We start from the raw sequence: 17,688 nt of genomic DNA, 5'->3' as shown, positions 1-17,688 counted from the left end.
ATGTCACAACGTTGGAACGATCTACAAGAAACCATTCCTTACCGTCTTGCCCCAAGTATGGCAAAAGACCATCCGAATTTACCGGTTGTCAAAGAAGAAGGCTGTTACTATTACGGGGTGGATGGAAAGCAATATTTAGACTTCACATCAGGCATTGCGGTTACAAATGTCGGGCATCGTCATCCGAAGATTGTTGAAGCCATTAAAAAAGAAGCGGATTCGTTTACGCATGGTCCAATTGGTGTGATTCAATATGAATCAATCTTATCATTAGCAAATGAACTTGCAGACGTGATGCCGGGAGATTTAGATTGCTTTTTCTTTGGAAATAGTGGAACAGAAGCGATTGAAGGGGCGTTAAAACTTGCAAGACATGTGACAAAACGTCCAAACGTGGTTTCCTTTACAGGATGTTTTCACGGTCGTACGTTAGGCTCAATGAGTGTAAGTACGTCAAAAGCTAAATATAAAGCGTACCAGCCTGCTCAAAACAATGTATTGCAGCTTCCTTATTACCAATCTGGTGATAGCGAAGAGCTAGCCATTCAAAAGCTTGATGAAGCATCTCAAACCATGTTTGCTCATCAAACACTTCCGGAAGAAGTAGCGTGCTTTATCATTGAGCCTGTACTCGGAGAAGGAGGCTATATTGTGCCGCCTGCTGCTTGGCTTAAGCGAATAAGAGAGATTTGTGATGAACATGGAATCCTGCTCATTTTTGATGAAGTGCAGACCGGTTTTGGTCGAACAGGAGAATGGTTTGCGGCACAAGCATTTGATGTCACACCTGATATTATGGCGGTAGCAAAAGGGATTGCTTCTGGCTTGCCGCTTAGTGCAACCGTAGCGAACCATAAGCTTATGCAGCAATGGCCACTTGGAAGCCATGCGACAACATTTGGTGGGAACCCTATTGCATGTGCAGCTGCAAGGGCAACGCTTCAAATCATTAAAGAAGAGAAGTTGCTTGATAATGTAAAAGAAGTTGGAACGTATGCAGCGAATGAAGTACGCTCACTTCAAGACGAATTCAGATGTATTGGATCTGTCCGCCATTTAGGCATGATGATTGGAATTGAAATCGTTGATCCAGATACTGGAAAAAAAGACGGAGAACGAGCAGCAAAGATTTTAGATTTAGCGCTTGAAGAAGGGGTTCTCTTTTACTTTTGTGGCAACGAGGGTGAAGTCTTACGCATGATTCCACCCCTTACTGTGTCAAAAGAACAAATTGATGAAGGGCTTACAAAATTGCGCCAAGCTCTTAATCGATTGAACCGTTAGTAAGACGAAAATTTTTATACACGACTGCGCCCACTCTTGAATATACTGCTTCTGATAGGAGTGGATAGAAGGGTGGCGTTGTCTGATGAACAAAAAAGAAATATGTTTTATTACGTGCGTCAACGATGAGACCTTGTACGAACGAGCAGCTAGTCATATAGATATGTTGTATTTACCGCGAGACTATACGGTCACAAAAATAGCCATACGTGATGCGAAAAGCATGACAAGTGGCTATAATGAGGCAATGGTGCAATCGAATGCAACGTATAAAGTATATCTTCACCAAGATACAATGATTATTAATCGGATGTTTCTTCATGATTTACTGTTCTTATTTGAAAATCACCCAAGCTTAGGCATGTTTGGCGTAATTGGCGCGAAAGATTTACCTGAAAATAGCGTTTGGTGGGACAGTAAGCTGAAAGCGGGAAAAATATTAGAGAAGCGGGACACGTACGGTTATTTATCATTTATTGAAGCAGATTACGCTTTTCAAACAGCAGCAGTTATTGATGGTGTATTAATGGCAACTCAATACGACATTCCGTGGGAAGAACAGTTTGATGGCTGGCATTTTTATGATGTGAGTCAAAGCTTTCTTTTCCAAAGTGAAGGGTATGAGGTAGGCATTGCGCATCAACCTCACCCGTGGGTCATGCATGAATGTGGCGAAGAGTTTGATCAGATCGCCTATGGCCATTACCTCCACCAATTTCACATATGGCAACGCACACTTTCACAATAAACAGGAAGTGTGTGTGTTTGTTCACAATAATTACTTATGGACAAACATAGATTGGAGCACCTTTGAATAAAATGGGCATTGGAGGTGTGTGGAAATGGAACGGAAGCCGAAAAAGCCAAATCGAAAGGCAGAACAAGTCGAACGATATTCTCGAAATAACTACAATAAACCGTTAACAACAAATCAAGGGATTAAAATCTCAAATGATGAAAATACATTAAAAGCGGGTGAGCGTGGACCGAGTTTGCTTGAAGATTTTGTGATGCGCGAAAAGCTTTCTCACTTTGATCGAGAACGAATCCCAGAAAGGGTCGTACATGCAAGAGGGTACGGCGCTTATGGAACGTTTCGAGTATATGAATCTCAAGCAGCGTTAACAAAAGCTCATTTTCTGCAAGATCCTAGCATTGAAACGCCTGTCTTTCTTCGTTTTTCGGAAGTGGCAGGTTCCAAAGGTGCAGCCGAGACCGTACGAGATGTGCGTGGTTTTGCGGTGAAATTTTATACAGATGAAGGGAATTTTGATCTAGTTGGCAACAATATTCCTGTTTTCTTTATACAAGATGGTATTAAGTTTCCCGACCTCATTCATGCTGTGAAGCCAGAGCCGAATAATGAAATTCCTCAAGCAGCTACAGCTCATGATACGTTTTGGGATTTTATGGCGAACAATAAAGAGTCTGCTCATATGATGATGTGGATTATGAGTGACCGGACGATTCCACGCAGCTTCCGAACGATGGAAGGCTTTGGCGTACATACATTTAGACTAGTGAATGAAGCAGGAAAGTCCCACTTTGTGAAGTTCCATTGGAAGCCAAAGCTCGGGGTTCATTCTCTTGTCTGGAATGAGTCCCAGAAACTAGGCGGAATTGATCCTGATTTTCATCGGAGAGATTTATGGGATGTGATTGAGGCAGGTGGCGAAGCGATTTGGGAGCTAGGCATTCAAGTCCTTGATGAGAAAGACGAGTTTAAATTTGACTTTGATATTTTAGATTCAACAAAACTATGGCCAGAAGAAGATGTGCCAGTTCGAATCATTGGGGAAATGCGATTAAATCGGAATGTGGAAAATGTCTTTGCAGAAACAGAGCAAATTGCGCTTCACCCCGGAAATATTGTTTCGGGTATTGATTTTACTGATGATCCACTTCTGCAAACGCGATTATTCTCTTATACAGACACGCAAATGTATCGAGTGGGCACCAACCATCAAGAGTTACCGATTAATCAGCCATTATGTCCGTTTCATAATAATCAACGTGATGGCGCTATGCGTTATACCGTCGATAAAGGGCAAGTACACTATCATAAAAATTCTCTTTGGAACAATACCCCTTTTGAAGTAGACCCTAGTAAAGGTGGATTTGTTTCGTACCCAGAAAAAGTCAACGGTGTTAAAATTCGAAAAACGGCGAAGAGCTTTCTCGATCATTATTCACAAGCTAGGCTTTTTTATAATAGTATGAGTAGCTGGGAACGAGATCATATTGCGAATGCTTTTAGCTTTGAATTAGGGAAAGTGAAGAGCAAATCGGTTCGTCAACAAATGATTAATCATATTGGTGGCGTAAGTACGGAATTAGCTACAGTTGTTGCCAAACAAATCGGCGTTCAGCCCCCTTCCGTAGCAGAATCGAAAGTAAGGAAAGCATCAAAAGCATTAAGTATGGCGAATCAAAACAAATCCGTGGAATGGCTTAAAGTGGGTATTTTACTATCTGAGGGGTTTGATGGACCTGCAACCAAACGTGTAGTAGAACGCTTGAAACAGGATGGGGTAAGGGTTGAAATTTTAAGTGAAAAGCAAGCGGAAGTTAGAGGTACTGACGACGTATCGTATACACCCGATGCAAGTTTCTTAACGGGGTCACCATTATTGTATGATTCCATTTACGTTGCAGGTGGCAGAAGACCTGATAGCTATTCAATTGGTCAGATGGCTCACTTTATTCGCGAACAATTTATGCATTATAAACCAATAGGCGTCTCTGCTAAAGTAAAACCGCTGCTGAAAGAATTAGGAATCGAAGGAAAAGAAGCCGTCTTAGTAAATGAACATGATTCTTTCCTTGATGATTATATGAATGCACTCGCTGAACAGCGCTTTTTTCAACGGGTATAAGAAAACATGCTAGGCGACAAGCTTGCCGCGTTGCCTAGCATCTAAGATTTACTGATATGGAAGTTGCGATTTGTCTTGTGTGTGCTGTTGGTAGCTTTGTTGAATAGAGGCTTCTTGAGTTGGCGTTAAACTATATAACCCTTTACGAAACATGGTTTCATACAATGTTCGTTGCATTTGTGAGGCTTCGTTGTTTGCTTGATGAATGGTTTGGTAATAGGCTTCATGACTTGCTTCATGTTCAGCAATTGAATAAGATACGGTGATATATTTTTCAGTTGTAAGCATGTCTGTAATATAATCTTGATCATTCATCGCTGTTGTTGTTGGCATTTGAATCTTCGGGTTTTGTACTTTTTGTTGGTTCATCATGTAGCCTCCTTATTGGTAAGTCGGTGGTTGATTTTGATTCGTAAGCAATTGCAAAAACTGCTCGTAATGACGTTGGTGCATCTGACCAGCTTGATCAATCGCTTGTTTGATCTCAGGGTCTTGACAACTTTGTGCAAAAGAATGAGCTTTTTTTGCAGCTGTTAAGTTCCATGCCATCATATCGTTAATATAATTTAAATCTTTTCCGGTCATAACGGCTGGAGCTTCTTGCATCATGGATTGATTTTGCTGTTGTTGATTAGTTTGTTCTTGTGGATTCATGGTGTACCTCCTTAAAAAATAACGATCACAATTAGTATTTTTAATCGGGTATTTTTTTATTCAAGTCGACTTCAAGATTGCATAAGAATTGCTTTATGAAGCGGCAATGGTTTTGTCCTGCAAATAAAAAAAGCGGGAGTTGCAGGGATTAAAGAAAAAAAGAAGAATTTGCAGAAAATTGCTATTGCAAACGCTATCATATTTCGTTATAGTAGAAGAAAGCTTATGACATGAGCGTTTTTTTTGGCTCAAAAAATGAATGAGTATTCATTCGTTTTTAATATGAGAGGAGGATGACACGAATCATGTCACGTCATATTAAGAAAACTGCGGTCATTGGATCGGGTGTGATGGGAGCAAGCATTGCTGCTCATTTGGCAAATGCAGGAACGCCTGTTTTACTGCTCGACATCGTACCAAAAGAGAAAGAATCGCAATCTCAGTCTAGTGTTGCCACTGCTGAAAAAAAACGTGCGCGTAACCAATTAGCAGATACAGCAGTTAAAAAACTCCTAAAACAAAAACCAGCACCACTGTCTTCAAAGAAAAATATTGAATTGATTGAAACAGGAAATTTAGAAGATGATTTAAGTCGTTTAAGTGAAGCGGATTGGATCATTGAAGTCATCATTGAAAATCTCGATGCAAAAAAAGAATTGTTTGCAAAGATTGATGAGGTTAGAAAAGAAGGTTCAATTGTTTCCTCTAACACATCAGGTATTTCGATTGAAGCGATGTCAGAAGGAAGAAGTGCTGACTTTAAAGCGCATTTCCTAGGAACACACTTTTTTAATCCACCTCGTTATTTAAAGCTTCTTGAAGTGATCCCAGTGAAGGAGACAAATCAAGAAGTCATTGATTTCATTCGTTCATTTGCCGAAGAATCCCTTGGAAAAGGAGTCGTCGAAGCGAAAGATACACCAAACTTTATCGCTAACCGTATCGGAACGTATGGCTTACTTGTAACCGTTCATGAAATGCTGCGCGGAGGCTATTCGGTTGGGGAAGTAGATTCGGTTACAGGAACATTAATTGGACGCCCAAAAAGTGCTACCTTCCGTACGCTAGACGTAGTAGGGTTGGATACCTTTTTACATGTAGCGAAAAATGTGTACGACGTGACAAGTGGTGATGAACAAAAGATGTTCGACCCACCAGGATTTATGCGTGACATGGCGGAAAAAGGCTGGATTGGAGCAAAAGCAGGTCAAGGCTTTTTCTTAAAAAAAGACGGCGTCATCTATGAACTTAATCCTGAAACAATGGAATATGAAGATCGAAAAAAATTAAAAGCACCATCTATTGAAAAAACAAAAGCCTTGAAGTCAAAGAAGCAAAAAATTCAAACCGTTGTGTTTGCCGATGATCGTGCGGGCCAACTTTTATGGAATATCATTAGTCCAGTCCTTCTTTACACGGCAGAAAAAACGTACGAGATTGCGAACGATGTGCTAGCTGTAGATGAAGCCATGCGCTGGGGATTCGGCTGGAGTATGGGGCCATTCGAATTATGGGATGCACTTGGTTTCAGACAGACCGTAGAGAAGATGAAAGCCGACGGACGATCGCTTCCTACTTGGGTTGAAGAGATGTATGAATCAGGGAAAGAAGGGTTTTATACAGACGGTCAATTTATTCATGCGGCAGAATATGTACCGGTTCGCCAACATGAAAAGTATTTATCATTAAATCATTTAATCAAGACAAATACGGTTATGAAAAATACCGGGGCTGCCATGATTGATATTGGCGATGATGTAGCGTTATTAAAATTTACATCACCAAACAACTCCATTGGTCTTGACGTCATTCAAATGATTAATAAGTCTATTGTGGAAGCAGAGAAGAATTATAAAGGACTAGTCATTGGGAATGAAAGTAAGAACTTCTGCGTCGGAGCAAATTTGATGATGATGCTTATGGAAGCTCAAGACGATAATTTCTTCGAGCTTGATATGGTTGTAAAGCAGTTCCAACAAGCAACGGCGAACATTCGCTATTCCAACGTTCCAATTGTAACGGCACCGTTTCAAATGACGCTTGGTGGTGGAGCTGAAATAAGCCTACCTGCTGCAAGTATTCAAGCGAGTCATGAAACCTATATGGGCCTTGTTGAAGTAGGCGTTGGTCTTATTCCAGGTGGAGGCGGAAATAAAGAATTATACCTTCGTAACTTAGAACGTTACGGAAACTCACCGGCACAGCTGCAGCAAGTAGCACGGGAAACATTTGAAACGATTGCAACAGCTAAAGTGTCAACGTCTGCCGCTGAAGCAAAGGAAAACGGCTTTATGAATCACCGTGATGGCATTGTCATGAACGATTCATTCGTCAACCACGCTGCAAAACGAAAAGTCATTTCTCTATTTGATTCAGGCTATCAAGCACCAGCAAGAAAGAAAATTCCAGTTACCGGGGAAGCAGGCTACGCGACGTTGATGTTAGGTGCAGAAATGATGAAGTGGGGCGGATATGCGTCGGAACACGATTTAAAAATTGCGAAGAAGTTGGCATTTGTGATTTCAGGTGGCCGTTTAAAAGAAGGAACACTTGTTGATGAGCAATACTTACTCGATCTTGAGCGAGAGGCGTTCCTGAGCTTAATTGCTGAACCAAAATCACAACAACGGATGCAACATATGCTTACAAAGGGAAAACCATTACGTAACTAGGAGGGGACACACGTGAAGGAAGCTGTCATTGTATCAGGCGCTCGAACGCCTGTTGGAAAGGCAAAACGAGGTGCCTTCGCACATGTACGTTCAGATGATTTAGGCGCAACTGCTGTTAAAGAGACGATACGTCGAGCTGGAAATGTTGAATTAAGTGAGATTGAAGATGTCATTATTGGTTGTGCCATGCCTGAAGCAGAACAAGGCATGAACATGGCGCGTAACTTAAGTGTTTTAGCAGGTATTCCACAATCTGTACCAGCTGTAACCATTAATCGTTATTGTGCTTCAGGTCTTCAAACGATTGCGTATGGCGCAGAGCGAATTATGCTCGGGCAAAGCAAGATCATTGTAGCAGGTGGAGCAGAATCCATGAGTATGATTCCAATTGGCGGACACGTGATTAAGCCAAATCCTAAACTCATTGATGAGGCACCAGAATATTATATGTCCATGGGCTACACAGCAGAAGAAGTCGCGCGTCAATATGGCATTAGTCGCGAAGATCAAGATACGTTTGCGACAGAAAGTCATAAACGCGCTGCTGCAGCCATTCAAAATGGTTATTTTGAAGATGAAATCGTCCCAGTCCATGTTCAAGAGCACGTGTTAGGTGAAGATGGAAAAGTAAGTGTGCAAGATAGAATGGTTTCTGTGGACGAAGGTGTGCGAGCAGATACGACATTGGAAACGTTGTCAAAATTAAAACCAGCATTTCAATTAAAGGGGACAGTTACAGCAGGGAATTCATCACAAATGAGTGACGGCGCTGCTTCCGTATTATTAATGGAAAAAGAAGAAGCGGCTGAGCGTGGGCTCTCGCCAATCCTTAAATTCCGAAGTTTTGCAGTTGCCGGTGTCGCACCAGAAGTAATGGGGATTGGACCGATTGAAGCGATTCCGAAAGCGGTACGTCAAGCGGGCTTGCAATTAGAAGATATTGGCTTGTTTGAACTGAATGAAGCATTCGCATCGCAAGCGTTAGCAATTATCCGTACGTTAGGACTCGATCACGATAAAGTGAACGTAAACGGTGGTGCGATCGCGCTCGGCCATCCACTAGGCTGTACAGGTTCAAAATTAACGTTATCCCTAGCGCACGAAATGAAGCGACGCGGTGAGCAGTTCGGCGTTGTGACGATGTGTATTGGCGGCGGCATGGGTGCTGCAGGTGTATTTGAACTCGTTTAACTAATAAGGAGGAACTAAAATGAGTGAAGCAACAGGCAATTTATTAAAAGGTGGCGGCTTTTTACTAGAGGATATTGACGCATCACAATACTTTGCGCCAGAAGATTTTACCGATGAGCAATTGATGATTGCGCGTACAACGGAAGATTTCATCGAAAAAGATGTTAAACCTTATGTTGATGCCATTGAAAACCATGAGTTTCAACACACGACTCGTCTATTGAAAAAGGCAGGCGAATTAGGCTTACTAGGAGCAGATGTGCCAGAGGAGTATGGCGGAATTGGTTTAGATAAGATTAGTTCTTCTCTCATCTCAGAACGTTTTAGTCGCGTAGGGGCATTTGGTTTAAGTCACGGCGCTCACGTTGGAATTGGTTCTTTACCAATTGTTTTCTTCGGCTCACATGAGCAAAAAGAAAAATACTTGCCAGCTCTTGCAACAGGTGAAAAATTTGCTGCTTACGCGCTAACAGAGCCAAGTTCTGGTTCAGATGCATTAGGATCAAAAACAACAGCTGTGTTAAATGAAGAAGGCACACACTACGTTCTTAATGGTGAAAAACAATGGATTACAAACTCTGCTTTCGCTGATGTCTTTGTTGTTTACGCTAAAATCGACGGTGAAAAGTTTACGGCGTTTATCGTTGAAAAAGAGTTTGATGGTGTTTCAACTGGACCAGAAGAAAAGAAAATGGGTATTAAAGGTTCATCTACACGTACACTAGTATTAGAAGATGCAAAAGTCCCTGTGGAAAATGTACTAGGTGAAATCGGACGTGGACACATTATTGCGTTCAACATTTTAAACATTGGTCGTTACAAGCTTGGTGTAGGTTGTATTGGTGGAGCGAAAGTAGCACTTGAGTTAGCGGCAAACTACGCAAACGAGCGTAAGCAATTTAAAACACCAATTGCATCATTTACGTTAATTCAAGAAAAATTGGCTTCGATGGCGACAGAAATTTTCGCATCAGAAAGTGCGATTTATCGCACAGGCGGCTTAATTGAAGATCGATTTGCAAGCTTGTCAGAAGAAGAGCAAAAGGATGGCCGTGCAGTAGCATCAGCGATCGCTGAGTATGCAATTGAGTGTTCCCTTAATAAATTTGATGGATCTGAAACCCTTGATTTTGTTGCGGATGAAGCGGTACAAATCCATGGTGGTTACGGGTTTATGGCCGAGTATCAAGTAGAGCGCATTTATCGTGACTCTCGGATTAACCGTATTTTTGAAGGAACCAATGAAATTAACCGGATGCTTGTGCCTGGTACGTTAATGCGTAAAGCGATGAAAGGTGAGCTGCCATTCCTAGAGAAGGCGACTGCTCTTCAAGAAGAATTAATGATGTTGATGCCACAAGAAGTAGGCGATGAGCCATTAGAGCAAGAGAAGTATTTGCTTTCTATGGCAAAGAAAATCTTCTTAATGATTGCAGGTACAGGGGCGCAAAAATATGGTCCTGAACTAGATAAAGAGCAAGAAGTGTTAGCGGTAGTCGCGGATATCGTGAATGATATTTATTCGCTTGAGTCTGTTGTATTACGCACAGAAAAAGCAATTGCGAAATCGTCAGTTGAAGCTCAGAGCCAAAAATTGTTGATGACGCAAGTGTTTGCGCAAGAAGCAATGAATCGTATTGAAGCAAACGCGAAAAAAGCACTTGTGCATGTGGAAGAAGGCGACACGCTTCGCACGATGCTTTCAATGTTGAAAAAATTAACAAGACATACGCCAATTAACGTTGTTGGTAAGAAAAGAGAGATCGCAAAAGCGGTTATTGCTGAAAAGAGATTTGTTGTTTAACGATTGGTTACACTTTTGAGGGTTATCCCTCAAAAAAATATAAATGCTCCTCTCGCAAGGAGCGTTCTCCTCAGAAAGGAAGCAGCGATTCGCTGTTTCCTTTTAAATTATGTTAAAATGCTCGTAGTTGAGAAGTTTTGAGGAGGAGAAATCATGAGCGTAACAATTTATGAATACCCAAAATGTGGGACGTGTCGCAATGCGAAAAGATGGTTAGACGAACAGAACGTCAATTATGAAGCGATTCATATTGTCGAAGAGCCACCACATGCCGAAACGTTAAAAGAGCTTCATCAAAAAAGCGGTTTAGAACTTAAAGCGTTTTTCAACACGAGCGGAAAAAAATATCGCGAGTTAGATTTGAAAAATAAACGTGAAGCAATGAGCGAGCAAGAGCAATACGAACTTCTTGCTTCTGATGGTATGCTCATAAAACGTCCAATTGTAACTGACGGAAAAACCGTTACACTTGGTTTTAAAGAAAATCAGTTTCAAGAAAACTGGGCATAATGAGCTGTTGTCAAACAAGTTATTCTTTTCGAAACAGTGATTTTCATGTATGATTATGACGAAAACGTTACAATGGAGGGGAAAACATGAGTAAATTACCACAGGAATTAAAGTATTCCGAAGAACACGAATGGGTAAAAACAGAAGATGGAAATGTGAGAATTGGCATTACCGATTTTGCCCAATCTGAACTAGGTGATATTGTATTTGTAGAATTACCAGAAGTAGGCGATGAGATTGAAGCAAATGAGCCTTTTGGCAGCGTTGAATCTGTAAAAACGGTATCAGAGCTTTATGCACCGATTAGTGGGAAAGTCGTTGAAGTGAACGAAGATTTAGATGACTCTCCTGAATTTGTGAATGAATCGCCATACGAAAAGGCGTGGATGATCGTTGTTGAGCCAACTGATTCAGGTGAACTGGACAAGCTCATGTCTCCTAGTGAGTACAGCAGCATGATTAACGAAGAAGATTGATTAAATAAAACGCTCATGGAGAAACGTGTCTCCTTGGGCGTTTTTCATTTTCTGGCTTATCTTCCCTCGGATAGTGGAGCTTCTCCATACATACGATAACTGTAGGCGGAGAGGCCGAAGGAGGAGTTTATGGAAAACGTAAATATCACTCAAAAAGTTGTCGCAAAATATGATGGAGGTCGGCTAAAGCTATACGTCGACGGAGCAATGATTGGGGAAGTCATTGAGACGAGTCAAGGCCTTCAACATAATATGAGTAATGGCTTTATCTTTGATAAGGAACAAATCTTTCAAGCGCAAAATGAAAATTGGCATGAAGTAACGTCATTTATTGAGGATAGTTGGCATTAAAGGCTACCCATATGAGCGGGTATTTCGTATACTTACTTAGAGAGACGAAATAACCGCTAAATGGGGTACATACATGATAAGGGGAAAAAATCTGTTATCAACGTTCCAACCTTATAGTCAGACTGTTCGATATTTTTTTGTTTCATCAATTTGTTTCAATATTGCAATGGGTATTTTTATGGTGATGTACCCGTTTTATGTTCGAGAATTAGGTTACGATGATACCCTGAATGGTTCAATTATTGCTTTTCAAGCTGCTGCCACGGCAATTGCCTTATTACCTGCAGGCATATTAGGCGATCGTTATGGAAGGAAAAAAATGCTCTTAATTGGTGCAAGTATGCTCGCAATTAGTTTTATTATCCGTTCATTTGGAACGTCAGAATGGCTTTTGCTATTTGGAGCAAGCTTAACAGGGTTTTTCTTTGCGTTTTTACAAGTGTCGGCTATTCCTTTATTGGCAGAACATTCTAAAGAAAAGCAGCGTGTGAAGTTATTTGCCCTCCATGCAGCACTGATGATGGCTGCCAATGTAATCGGTCATTTATTTAGTGGCACGTTGGCAGATAGTTTGTTTGCCTTTACGACTTTGACCATGCAGCAAGCCATTCAAATGACATTGTTCCTTGCTTGTGTGTTAGCGCTGGTTTCCTTTTTTCCACTTTGGAAAGTAAAAGAATCCGTTAAAGTTGAAAAGGTACAAAAAGTAGCCATGGCGTTATCTCATGTGCCTAGAAGCAAAGAGTGGAAACTAATTAGCTTATTTGCAGTATCGAGCTTATTAATTGGTTTTGGGTCCGGTCTCGTTATTCCGTATTTAAATTTGTATTTTAATGATCGCTTTGATTTAAATTATTCAATGGTCGGGTTTATTCTCGCTTTAGGTCAGGCAATGACCGTATTTGCTATGCTGATTGGACCAAAGGTTGTTGAGCGCGTTGGAGAAGTCAGGGCAGTTTTCATTCTACAAATGGGGTCGATTCCGTTTTTACTACTAACCGCTTTTACAAACATAATTTGGCTAGCCGTTATTGGGTTTTTATTCAGGCAAGCCTTAATGAATGCTGGAAATCCGATTCAAGCTGCCCTTGTCATGAAACTCGTTCACCCGAAAATGAGGGGAACAGCAAATTCCGTTACACAAATGGTGTTCCAGTTAGGCTGGGCGCTTATGGGACCTGTTTCAATGGGCATTGTTGCTGCATATGGAGCATATTCAGGTTATGCAATTGTGTTTTGCATAACCGCATGCTTATATGTGTTAGGGTCTGTATTCTTTTTACTTGTTTTTCAAAAAAAGGTAGCAGAACACAATGAGTTGAATAAACTAGAGATGGAAAAGCACATAGGTTCATAAAAGGATTGACGGCTGTAGCTCAACATGCTATGATGCCCATATTATCTTAATAGAATATTTCTTATCCAGAGTGGTGGAGGGACTGGCCCGTTGAAACCCGGCAACCGCAAACATTATGTTTGAAGGTGCTAAATCCTGCAAAGCAGCTATGCTTTGAGAGATGAGATGATCATAGGTAAACCTTCCTGTCATCTTACAGGAAGGTTTTTTTATTGGAGGGAATGACTTGATTTCGTTAGAAGGGATCAGCAAAACATATACGACCAAAACATCAACTGTGCAAGCTGTAGACAATGTGGATTTGCAGATTGATAAGGGAAATGTGTTCGGCATTATCGGCTATAGTGGGGCTGGAAAAAGTACGCTAGTCAGATTGTTGAATTTATTAGAACGTCCATCAACAGGTAAAATTACGTTAGATGGTGTGGAACTAGCTTCTCTTGGAAAAAAAGCGTTGCGAGAAGAGCGTCAAAAAATCGGGATGATTTTTCAACACTTTAATTTACTTTGGTCAAGAACGGTAAAAGAAAATATATCATTCCCACTTGAAGTTGCAAAGATTCCTGCGGAAGAACGTAAAAAACGCATTGAAGAGTTAATTGATCTAGTTGGACTACGCGGAAGAGAAGATAATTATCCGTCCCAACTCAGTGGCGGTCAGAAACAACGGGTTGGCATTGCTCGTGCACTCGCAAACAATCCAAAGGTGCTCTTGTGTGATGAAGCGACTTCTGCTCTTGATCCAAAAACAACCGATTCGATACTCGATCTTTTAACCGATATTAATAAAAAACTAAATTTAACAATTGTTCTTATTACACATGAGATGCATGTTATTCAAAAAATTTGTCATGAAGTAGCAGTTATGAGTGACGGTCAAATTGTTGAACAAGGCCCAGTGATTGATGTATTTAGACGGCCAAAAGAAGAGATGACAAAAGAGTTTGTAAAACAAGTAGCGCAAGTTCAATCGGATGAATTTATCGCAGAAGATGTCACGCTTCAACGTGGTGAGCAGGTCATTGAATTAACATTTATCGGTAACCCCGCGGAAGAACAGCTTGTAACTGATTTAATTCGGTCGTTTCCGATTAGCGTTTCGATCCTGCAAGGGAACATTTCCAAGCTTCAACAAGGATCTTATGGAAAGCTGTATCTTCGTGTAGCTGGCGAGCAAGAATCGCTAGCAGAAGCGGTTCAATTTATTCGCCAACAAGAAGTGGAAGTCGAGGTGATTAAACATGCTTGATCAGCTCTTTCCAAATGTGGTTTGGGAGAATTTATGGCTCGCCACTTATGAAACGGTGTATATGACCGTGATTGCGGCTGCTGTTACATTTATATTAGGGATTATATTAGGATTGTTTTTGTATTTAACCGCAAAGGGAAACCCTTGGGAGAATCGATTTTTCTATACGCTTGTCGGTGCCTTTGTAAATATTTTTCGATCCATACCGTTTATTATCTTAATCATTTTGCTTATTCCATTTACGAGAGCTATTGTAGGTAGTATGTTTGGGCCAAGTGCGGCATTACCAGCGCTTATTATCGGTGCAGCACCCTTTTATGCACGCATGGTAGAGATTGCCCTTCGAGAAGTGGATAAAGGTGTAGTTGAAGCGTCGCAAGCAATGGGGTCTTCCAATCGGCATATCATTTTTAAAGTTTTGTTACCAGAATCCATGCCGGCATTAATTTCTGGTATTACTGTAACAACTGTTGCATTAATCGGCTATACGGCCATGGCAGGAACAATTGGTGCTGGGGGACTTGGGACGCTCGCGTTCCAAGAGGGTTTCCAACGAACAAATACAGACGTCATGATTATGGCGACAGTGGCTATACTAGCGATCGTATTTCTATTTCAATGGATTGGCGATTTCTTAGTCAATCGATTAGATAAAAGATAAAAGAGGAAAAGGAGAGAGTTCATATGAATAAATTTTTAAAAGCAGTAGGAATTGCAGGTGTATCCGTGGCACTCGTTGCTTGTGGATCAGGTGATGAAGAAAGCAATGATTTGGCTGAGAATGAAGATGGGGTAACAACCATTCGTATTAGTGCATCAAACATCCCTCATGCTGAAATTTTAGAAGAAGTAGCTCCAATTCTTGAGGAACAAGAGATTGAACTTGATATTCAGATTGCACAAGACTATATTTTACCGAACCGTGCCTTAGCGGATGGCGAAGTCGATGCGAACTACTTTCAACATCGTCCATACCTAGAGAGTCAACTAGCGGAAAATGAAAACTATGACTTTGCTGAAGCAGGCGCAATTCATGTCGAGCCAATCGGCTTATATTCGCAAGACTATGAGGATTTAAATGATCTTCCAGACGGTGCGACGGTAATGATGAGTAACTCTGTTGCAGACCAAGGTAGAATTCTCTCCTTGTTGCAAGAAAATGGTGTTATTACGCTTGAAGATGGCGTCTCAGTAGAAGCAACAGAAGCAGATATTGTGGATAATCCGAAAAACTTATCGTTTAACATGAGTCCTGACGCAGAACTCCTTCCGGCAGCTTATCAAAACAATGAAGCAGAAGTCGTTGCGATTAACTCGAACTATGCGTTAGGCGCTGATATCTCTCCGACTGAAGAAGCGATTGCCATTGAAGGCGAAGATAACCCCTATGTGAACTTAATTGTTGTTCAAAGTGGGAATGAGAATGACGAAGCGATTCAAGCACTTGTCGATGTATTGAAATCGGATGAGATTCAGTCATTTATAGAAGAAACGTACGACGGTGCTGTGATTCCAGCCGAATAAAATTGTTTAACAAGCGCTTCAGACAACAGCACTCTCCGGGTAATCCGTCAGTTTTTTGAAACGAGAATTGACGTAACTCGTTGGAGAGAACGGTCTGAGGCGCTTTTTCTTCTGTCATAAAACGCTTTCCTAATTCCTGAGTAAATAGTTGCACGATGATGAAAGTAATGTGTAAGATTAACACTGGAAAAAGGAGAGGATATGTTGAGTTCAAAAAAGGATATGCGGTTCTTATGTTACCCATATATGAGGGAAAAGGGATCACTTGTTGATTTTGAAATTCGTACAGATTCGCTTGCTGTTCGCATTGGACAAGCGGCTGGATTGGTTGAATCGTTACCAGAAGTGAGGGAACTCCTATTGGAGCTGACAGCGCAAGCGTACCACTTGAACGGCTCTGTCCGCGGAAATCAAGCGATTAAGCAAGAAGAGCTTGATTGGTTGAGTGAAGTCTACGATACCTATGAAGAACAAGTAAGAGATCAGATTCAACAATTTTTATTGCCACAAGGATCGCCTGCTGCTAGTGCGCTTCACGTTGCTCGAAGTGAAGCAAAGAAATCTGTTCGGGCATTACATAACGTTAGTTTAGAGAAAGACGTTCCAAAGTTGCTGTTTGACTACACGCATTTACTTGCCAATGTTTTGTTCCTGCTTGCTGTTTTTGTAAATAAACGAGCTGGTGTAGAGGAGATCCCTTTTGCAAGTCAATCATATCCAAAGAAGAGGAGAAAAGCAGAATGAAAAAAGTCATGTATTCTTCAGTTGCCTTTAGCTTTATGCTGGCAGCTTGTGGGGATTCTTCAGAAGAGCAAAACGAACAAGAGCAAAATCAAGATCAAGATCAAGAACAAACAGGCTATACCGTAGAAGACGCAAGAGGGATGGAATTTACATTTGAAGAACCACCAGAAACCATTGTTTCCATTTTACCGAGCAATACAGAGATCATCTTTGCTCTTGGTCAAGGAGATAAAGTGATTGGCGTGTCTGATACAGACGTTTATCCAGAAGCAGTCGAAGAGATTGAAGTCGTTGCTGAATATGAGAATCCATATGCAGAACGGATGCTTGAACTTGATCCCGATATTATTATCGGTTACGAATACGGCAATAATGAAATGGAACAGCTGAATGACCTTGGTTTACCTGCCTTTGCAATTGATTCAGCGGCAACAATGGATGATATCTTTGAAGATATTCAATTGATTGCAGATGCGTTAGGTGTACCAGAAGAAGGCGAGCAGTTAATCAATGACATGAATGCGGAGTTCGATGAAATTGCAGAAGCGGTAGAAGGTGTAGAGAATCGCTCAGTTTATTTCGAAATTAGCCCCTCACCTGAAATTTGGACATTAGGAACAGGTACGTTTCAGCATGAAATGATTGAAATTGCAGGCTTACAAAATGTGTTTGATGATGTACAAGGATGGACAAGCATTAGCGAAGAACAAGTCATTGAACGAAACCCTGAACTTATTTATACAACGGTTCATTACACAGAAGATCCGCTTGAAGAGATTCGCCAACGAGATGGGTGGAACACGATCGATGCAGTTGAAAATGACAACGTTGAGCAAATGCCGCCAGATATTATGGATCGTCCAGGACCGAGAATTACTGAAGCAACGCGCATTCTAGCGGAAACGGCTTATCCAGAAGCATTTGAATAATTTTTTGTATGCCTTGATCTAAATCGCTCATACTATCGGTATCACGTTAAAAGGAGCGATTTTTTTG

Annotated in this window: 17 protein-coding genes and 1 riboswitch; of the genes, 15 read left to right on the top strand and 2 right to left on the bottom strand. The window is 41.1% G+C overall.

The window, feature by feature from the left end; all coding sequences use genetic code 11:
• The 3 genes from ABC361_RS15095 to ABC361_RS15085 all read left to right on the top strand — a co-directional run bounded on the left by ABC361_RS15095 (window position 1) and on the right by ABC361_RS15085 (window position 4,160).
• A complete protein-coding gene (locus tag ABC361_RS15095; protein WP_413074714.1) occupies window positions 1–1,284 on the top strand; it encodes an aspartate aminotransferase family protein in 1,284 nt (427 codons plus the stop codon).
• A gap of 85 nt (window positions 1,285–1,369) precedes the next feature.
• Entirely contained in the window at window positions 1,370–2,032 is a 663-nt protein-coding gene (locus ABC361_RS15090) for a glycosyltransferase family protein (RefSeq protein ID WP_413074713.1), read from the top strand.
• A 94-nt stretch (window positions 2,033–2,126) separates the two neighbouring features.
• Window positions 2,127–4,160, top strand: a complete 2,034-nt coding sequence (locus tag ABC361_RS15085; protein ID WP_413074712.1) for a catalase — start codon at window positions 2,127–2,129, stop codon at window positions 4,158–4,160.
• A 48-nt stretch (window positions 4,161–4,208) separates the two neighbouring features.
• Here ABC361_RS15085 and ABC361_RS15080 read toward each other — a convergent pair whose 3' ends face one another.
• Window positions 4,209–4,529: a spore coat protein gene (locus ABC361_RS15080; RefSeq protein ID WP_413074711.1), complete on the bottom strand. Its 321-nt coding sequence runs from the start codon at window positions 4,527–4,529 to the stop codon at window positions 4,209–4,211.
• Between the two features lie 12 nt (window positions 4,530–4,541).
• Complete coding sequence (locus ABC361_RS15075; RefSeq protein WP_413074710.1) at window positions 4,542–4,814, bottom strand: ferritin-like domain-containing protein; 273 nt, start codon at window positions 4,812–4,814, stop codon at window positions 4,542–4,544.
• 305 nt (window positions 4,815–5,119) lie between these two features.
• Here ABC361_RS15075 and ABC361_RS15070 point away from each other — a divergent pair, with 305 nt between their 5' ends.
• From ABC361_RS15070 to ABC361_RS15015, 12 genes are all read left to right on the top strand, one after another.
• Window positions 5,120–7,486, top strand: coding sequence for a 3-hydroxyacyl-CoA dehydrogenase/enoyl-CoA hydratase family protein (locus ABC361_RS15070; RefSeq protein ID WP_413074709.1), 2,367 nt, complete (start codon window positions 5,120–5,122; stop codon window positions 7,484–7,486).
• A 12-nt stretch (window positions 7,487–7,498) separates the two neighbouring features.
• Window positions 7,499–8,677, top strand: coding sequence for an acetyl-CoA C-acetyltransferase (locus ABC361_RS15065; RefSeq protein ID WP_413074708.1), 1,179 nt, complete (start codon window positions 7,499–7,501; stop codon window positions 8,675–8,677).
• A 19-nt stretch (window positions 8,678–8,696) separates the two neighbouring features.
• Window positions 8,697–10,481 carry an acyl-CoA dehydrogenase family protein gene (locus ABC361_RS15060; protein WP_413074707.1) on the top strand — a complete coding sequence of 595 codons (1,785 nt, stop codon included), beginning with the start codon at window positions 8,697–8,699 and terminating at the stop codon, window positions 10,479–10,481.
• A 153-nt stretch (window positions 10,482–10,634) separates the two neighbouring features.
• A complete protein-coding gene (locus ABC361_RS15055) occupies window positions 10,635–10,991 on the top strand; it encodes an arsenate reductase family protein (RefSeq protein WP_413074706.1) in 357 nt (118 codons plus the stop codon).
• A gap of 86 nt (window positions 10,992–11,077) precedes the next feature.
• Window positions 11,078–11,467: a glycine cleavage system protein GcvH gene (gene gcvH / locus ABC361_RS15050; RefSeq protein ID WP_413074705.1), complete on the top strand. Its 390-nt coding sequence runs from the start codon at window positions 11,078–11,080 to the stop codon at window positions 11,465–11,467.
• Between the two features lie 129 nt (window positions 11,468–11,596).
• Window positions 11,597–11,818, top strand: a complete 222-nt coding sequence (locus ABC361_RS15045) for a DUF2553 family protein (RefSeq protein WP_099301664.1) — start codon at window positions 11,597–11,599, stop codon at window positions 11,816–11,818.
• A gap of 73 nt (window positions 11,819–11,891) precedes the next feature.
• Window positions 11,892–13,175: an MFS transporter gene (locus ABC361_RS15040; protein WP_413074704.1), complete on the top strand. Its 1,284-nt coding sequence runs from the start codon at window positions 11,892–11,894 to the stop codon at window positions 13,173–13,175.
• Window positions 13,176–13,233: 58 nt separating this feature from the next.
• A riboswitch (SAM riboswitch) is annotated at window positions 13,234–13,342 on the top strand.
• A gap of 59 nt (window positions 13,343–13,401) precedes the next feature.
• Complete coding sequence (locus tag ABC361_RS15035) at window positions 13,402–14,424, top strand: methionine ABC transporter ATP-binding protein (protein ID WP_413074703.1); 1,023 nt, start codon at window positions 13,402–13,404, stop codon at window positions 14,422–14,424.
• A complete protein-coding gene (locus tag ABC361_RS15030) occupies window positions 14,417–15,085 on the top strand; it encodes a methionine ABC transporter permease (RefSeq protein WP_413074702.1) in 669 nt (222 codons plus the stop codon). Before ABC361_RS15035 ends, ABC361_RS15030 begins: the two co-directional genes overlap by 8 nt.
• Window positions 15,086–15,108: 23 nt before the next feature.
• Window positions 15,109–15,948 carry a MetQ/NlpA family ABC transporter substrate-binding protein gene (locus ABC361_RS15025; RefSeq protein WP_413074701.1) on the top strand — a complete coding sequence of 280 codons (840 nt, stop codon included), beginning with the start codon at window positions 15,109–15,111 and terminating at the stop codon, window positions 15,946–15,948.
• Between the two features lie 201 nt (window positions 15,949–16,149).
• A complete protein-coding gene (locus ABC361_RS15020) occupies window positions 16,150–16,692 on the top strand; it encodes a hypothetical protein (protein WP_413074700.1) in 543 nt (180 codons plus the stop codon).
• Window positions 16,689–17,621, top strand: coding sequence for an ABC transporter substrate-binding protein (locus ABC361_RS15015; RefSeq protein ID WP_413074699.1), 933 nt, complete (start codon window positions 16,689–16,691; stop codon window positions 17,619–17,621). Before ABC361_RS15020 ends, ABC361_RS15015 begins: the two co-directional genes overlap by 4 nt.
• Window positions 17,622–17,688 lie beyond the last annotated feature (67 nt).

This window comes from Shouchella phoenicis (assembly GCF_047238345.1).
GTDB lineage: Bacteria > Bacillota > Bacilli > Bacillales > Bacillaceae_D > Shouchella.
This window is presented reverse-complemented; position numbering and strand designations above follow the sequence as displayed.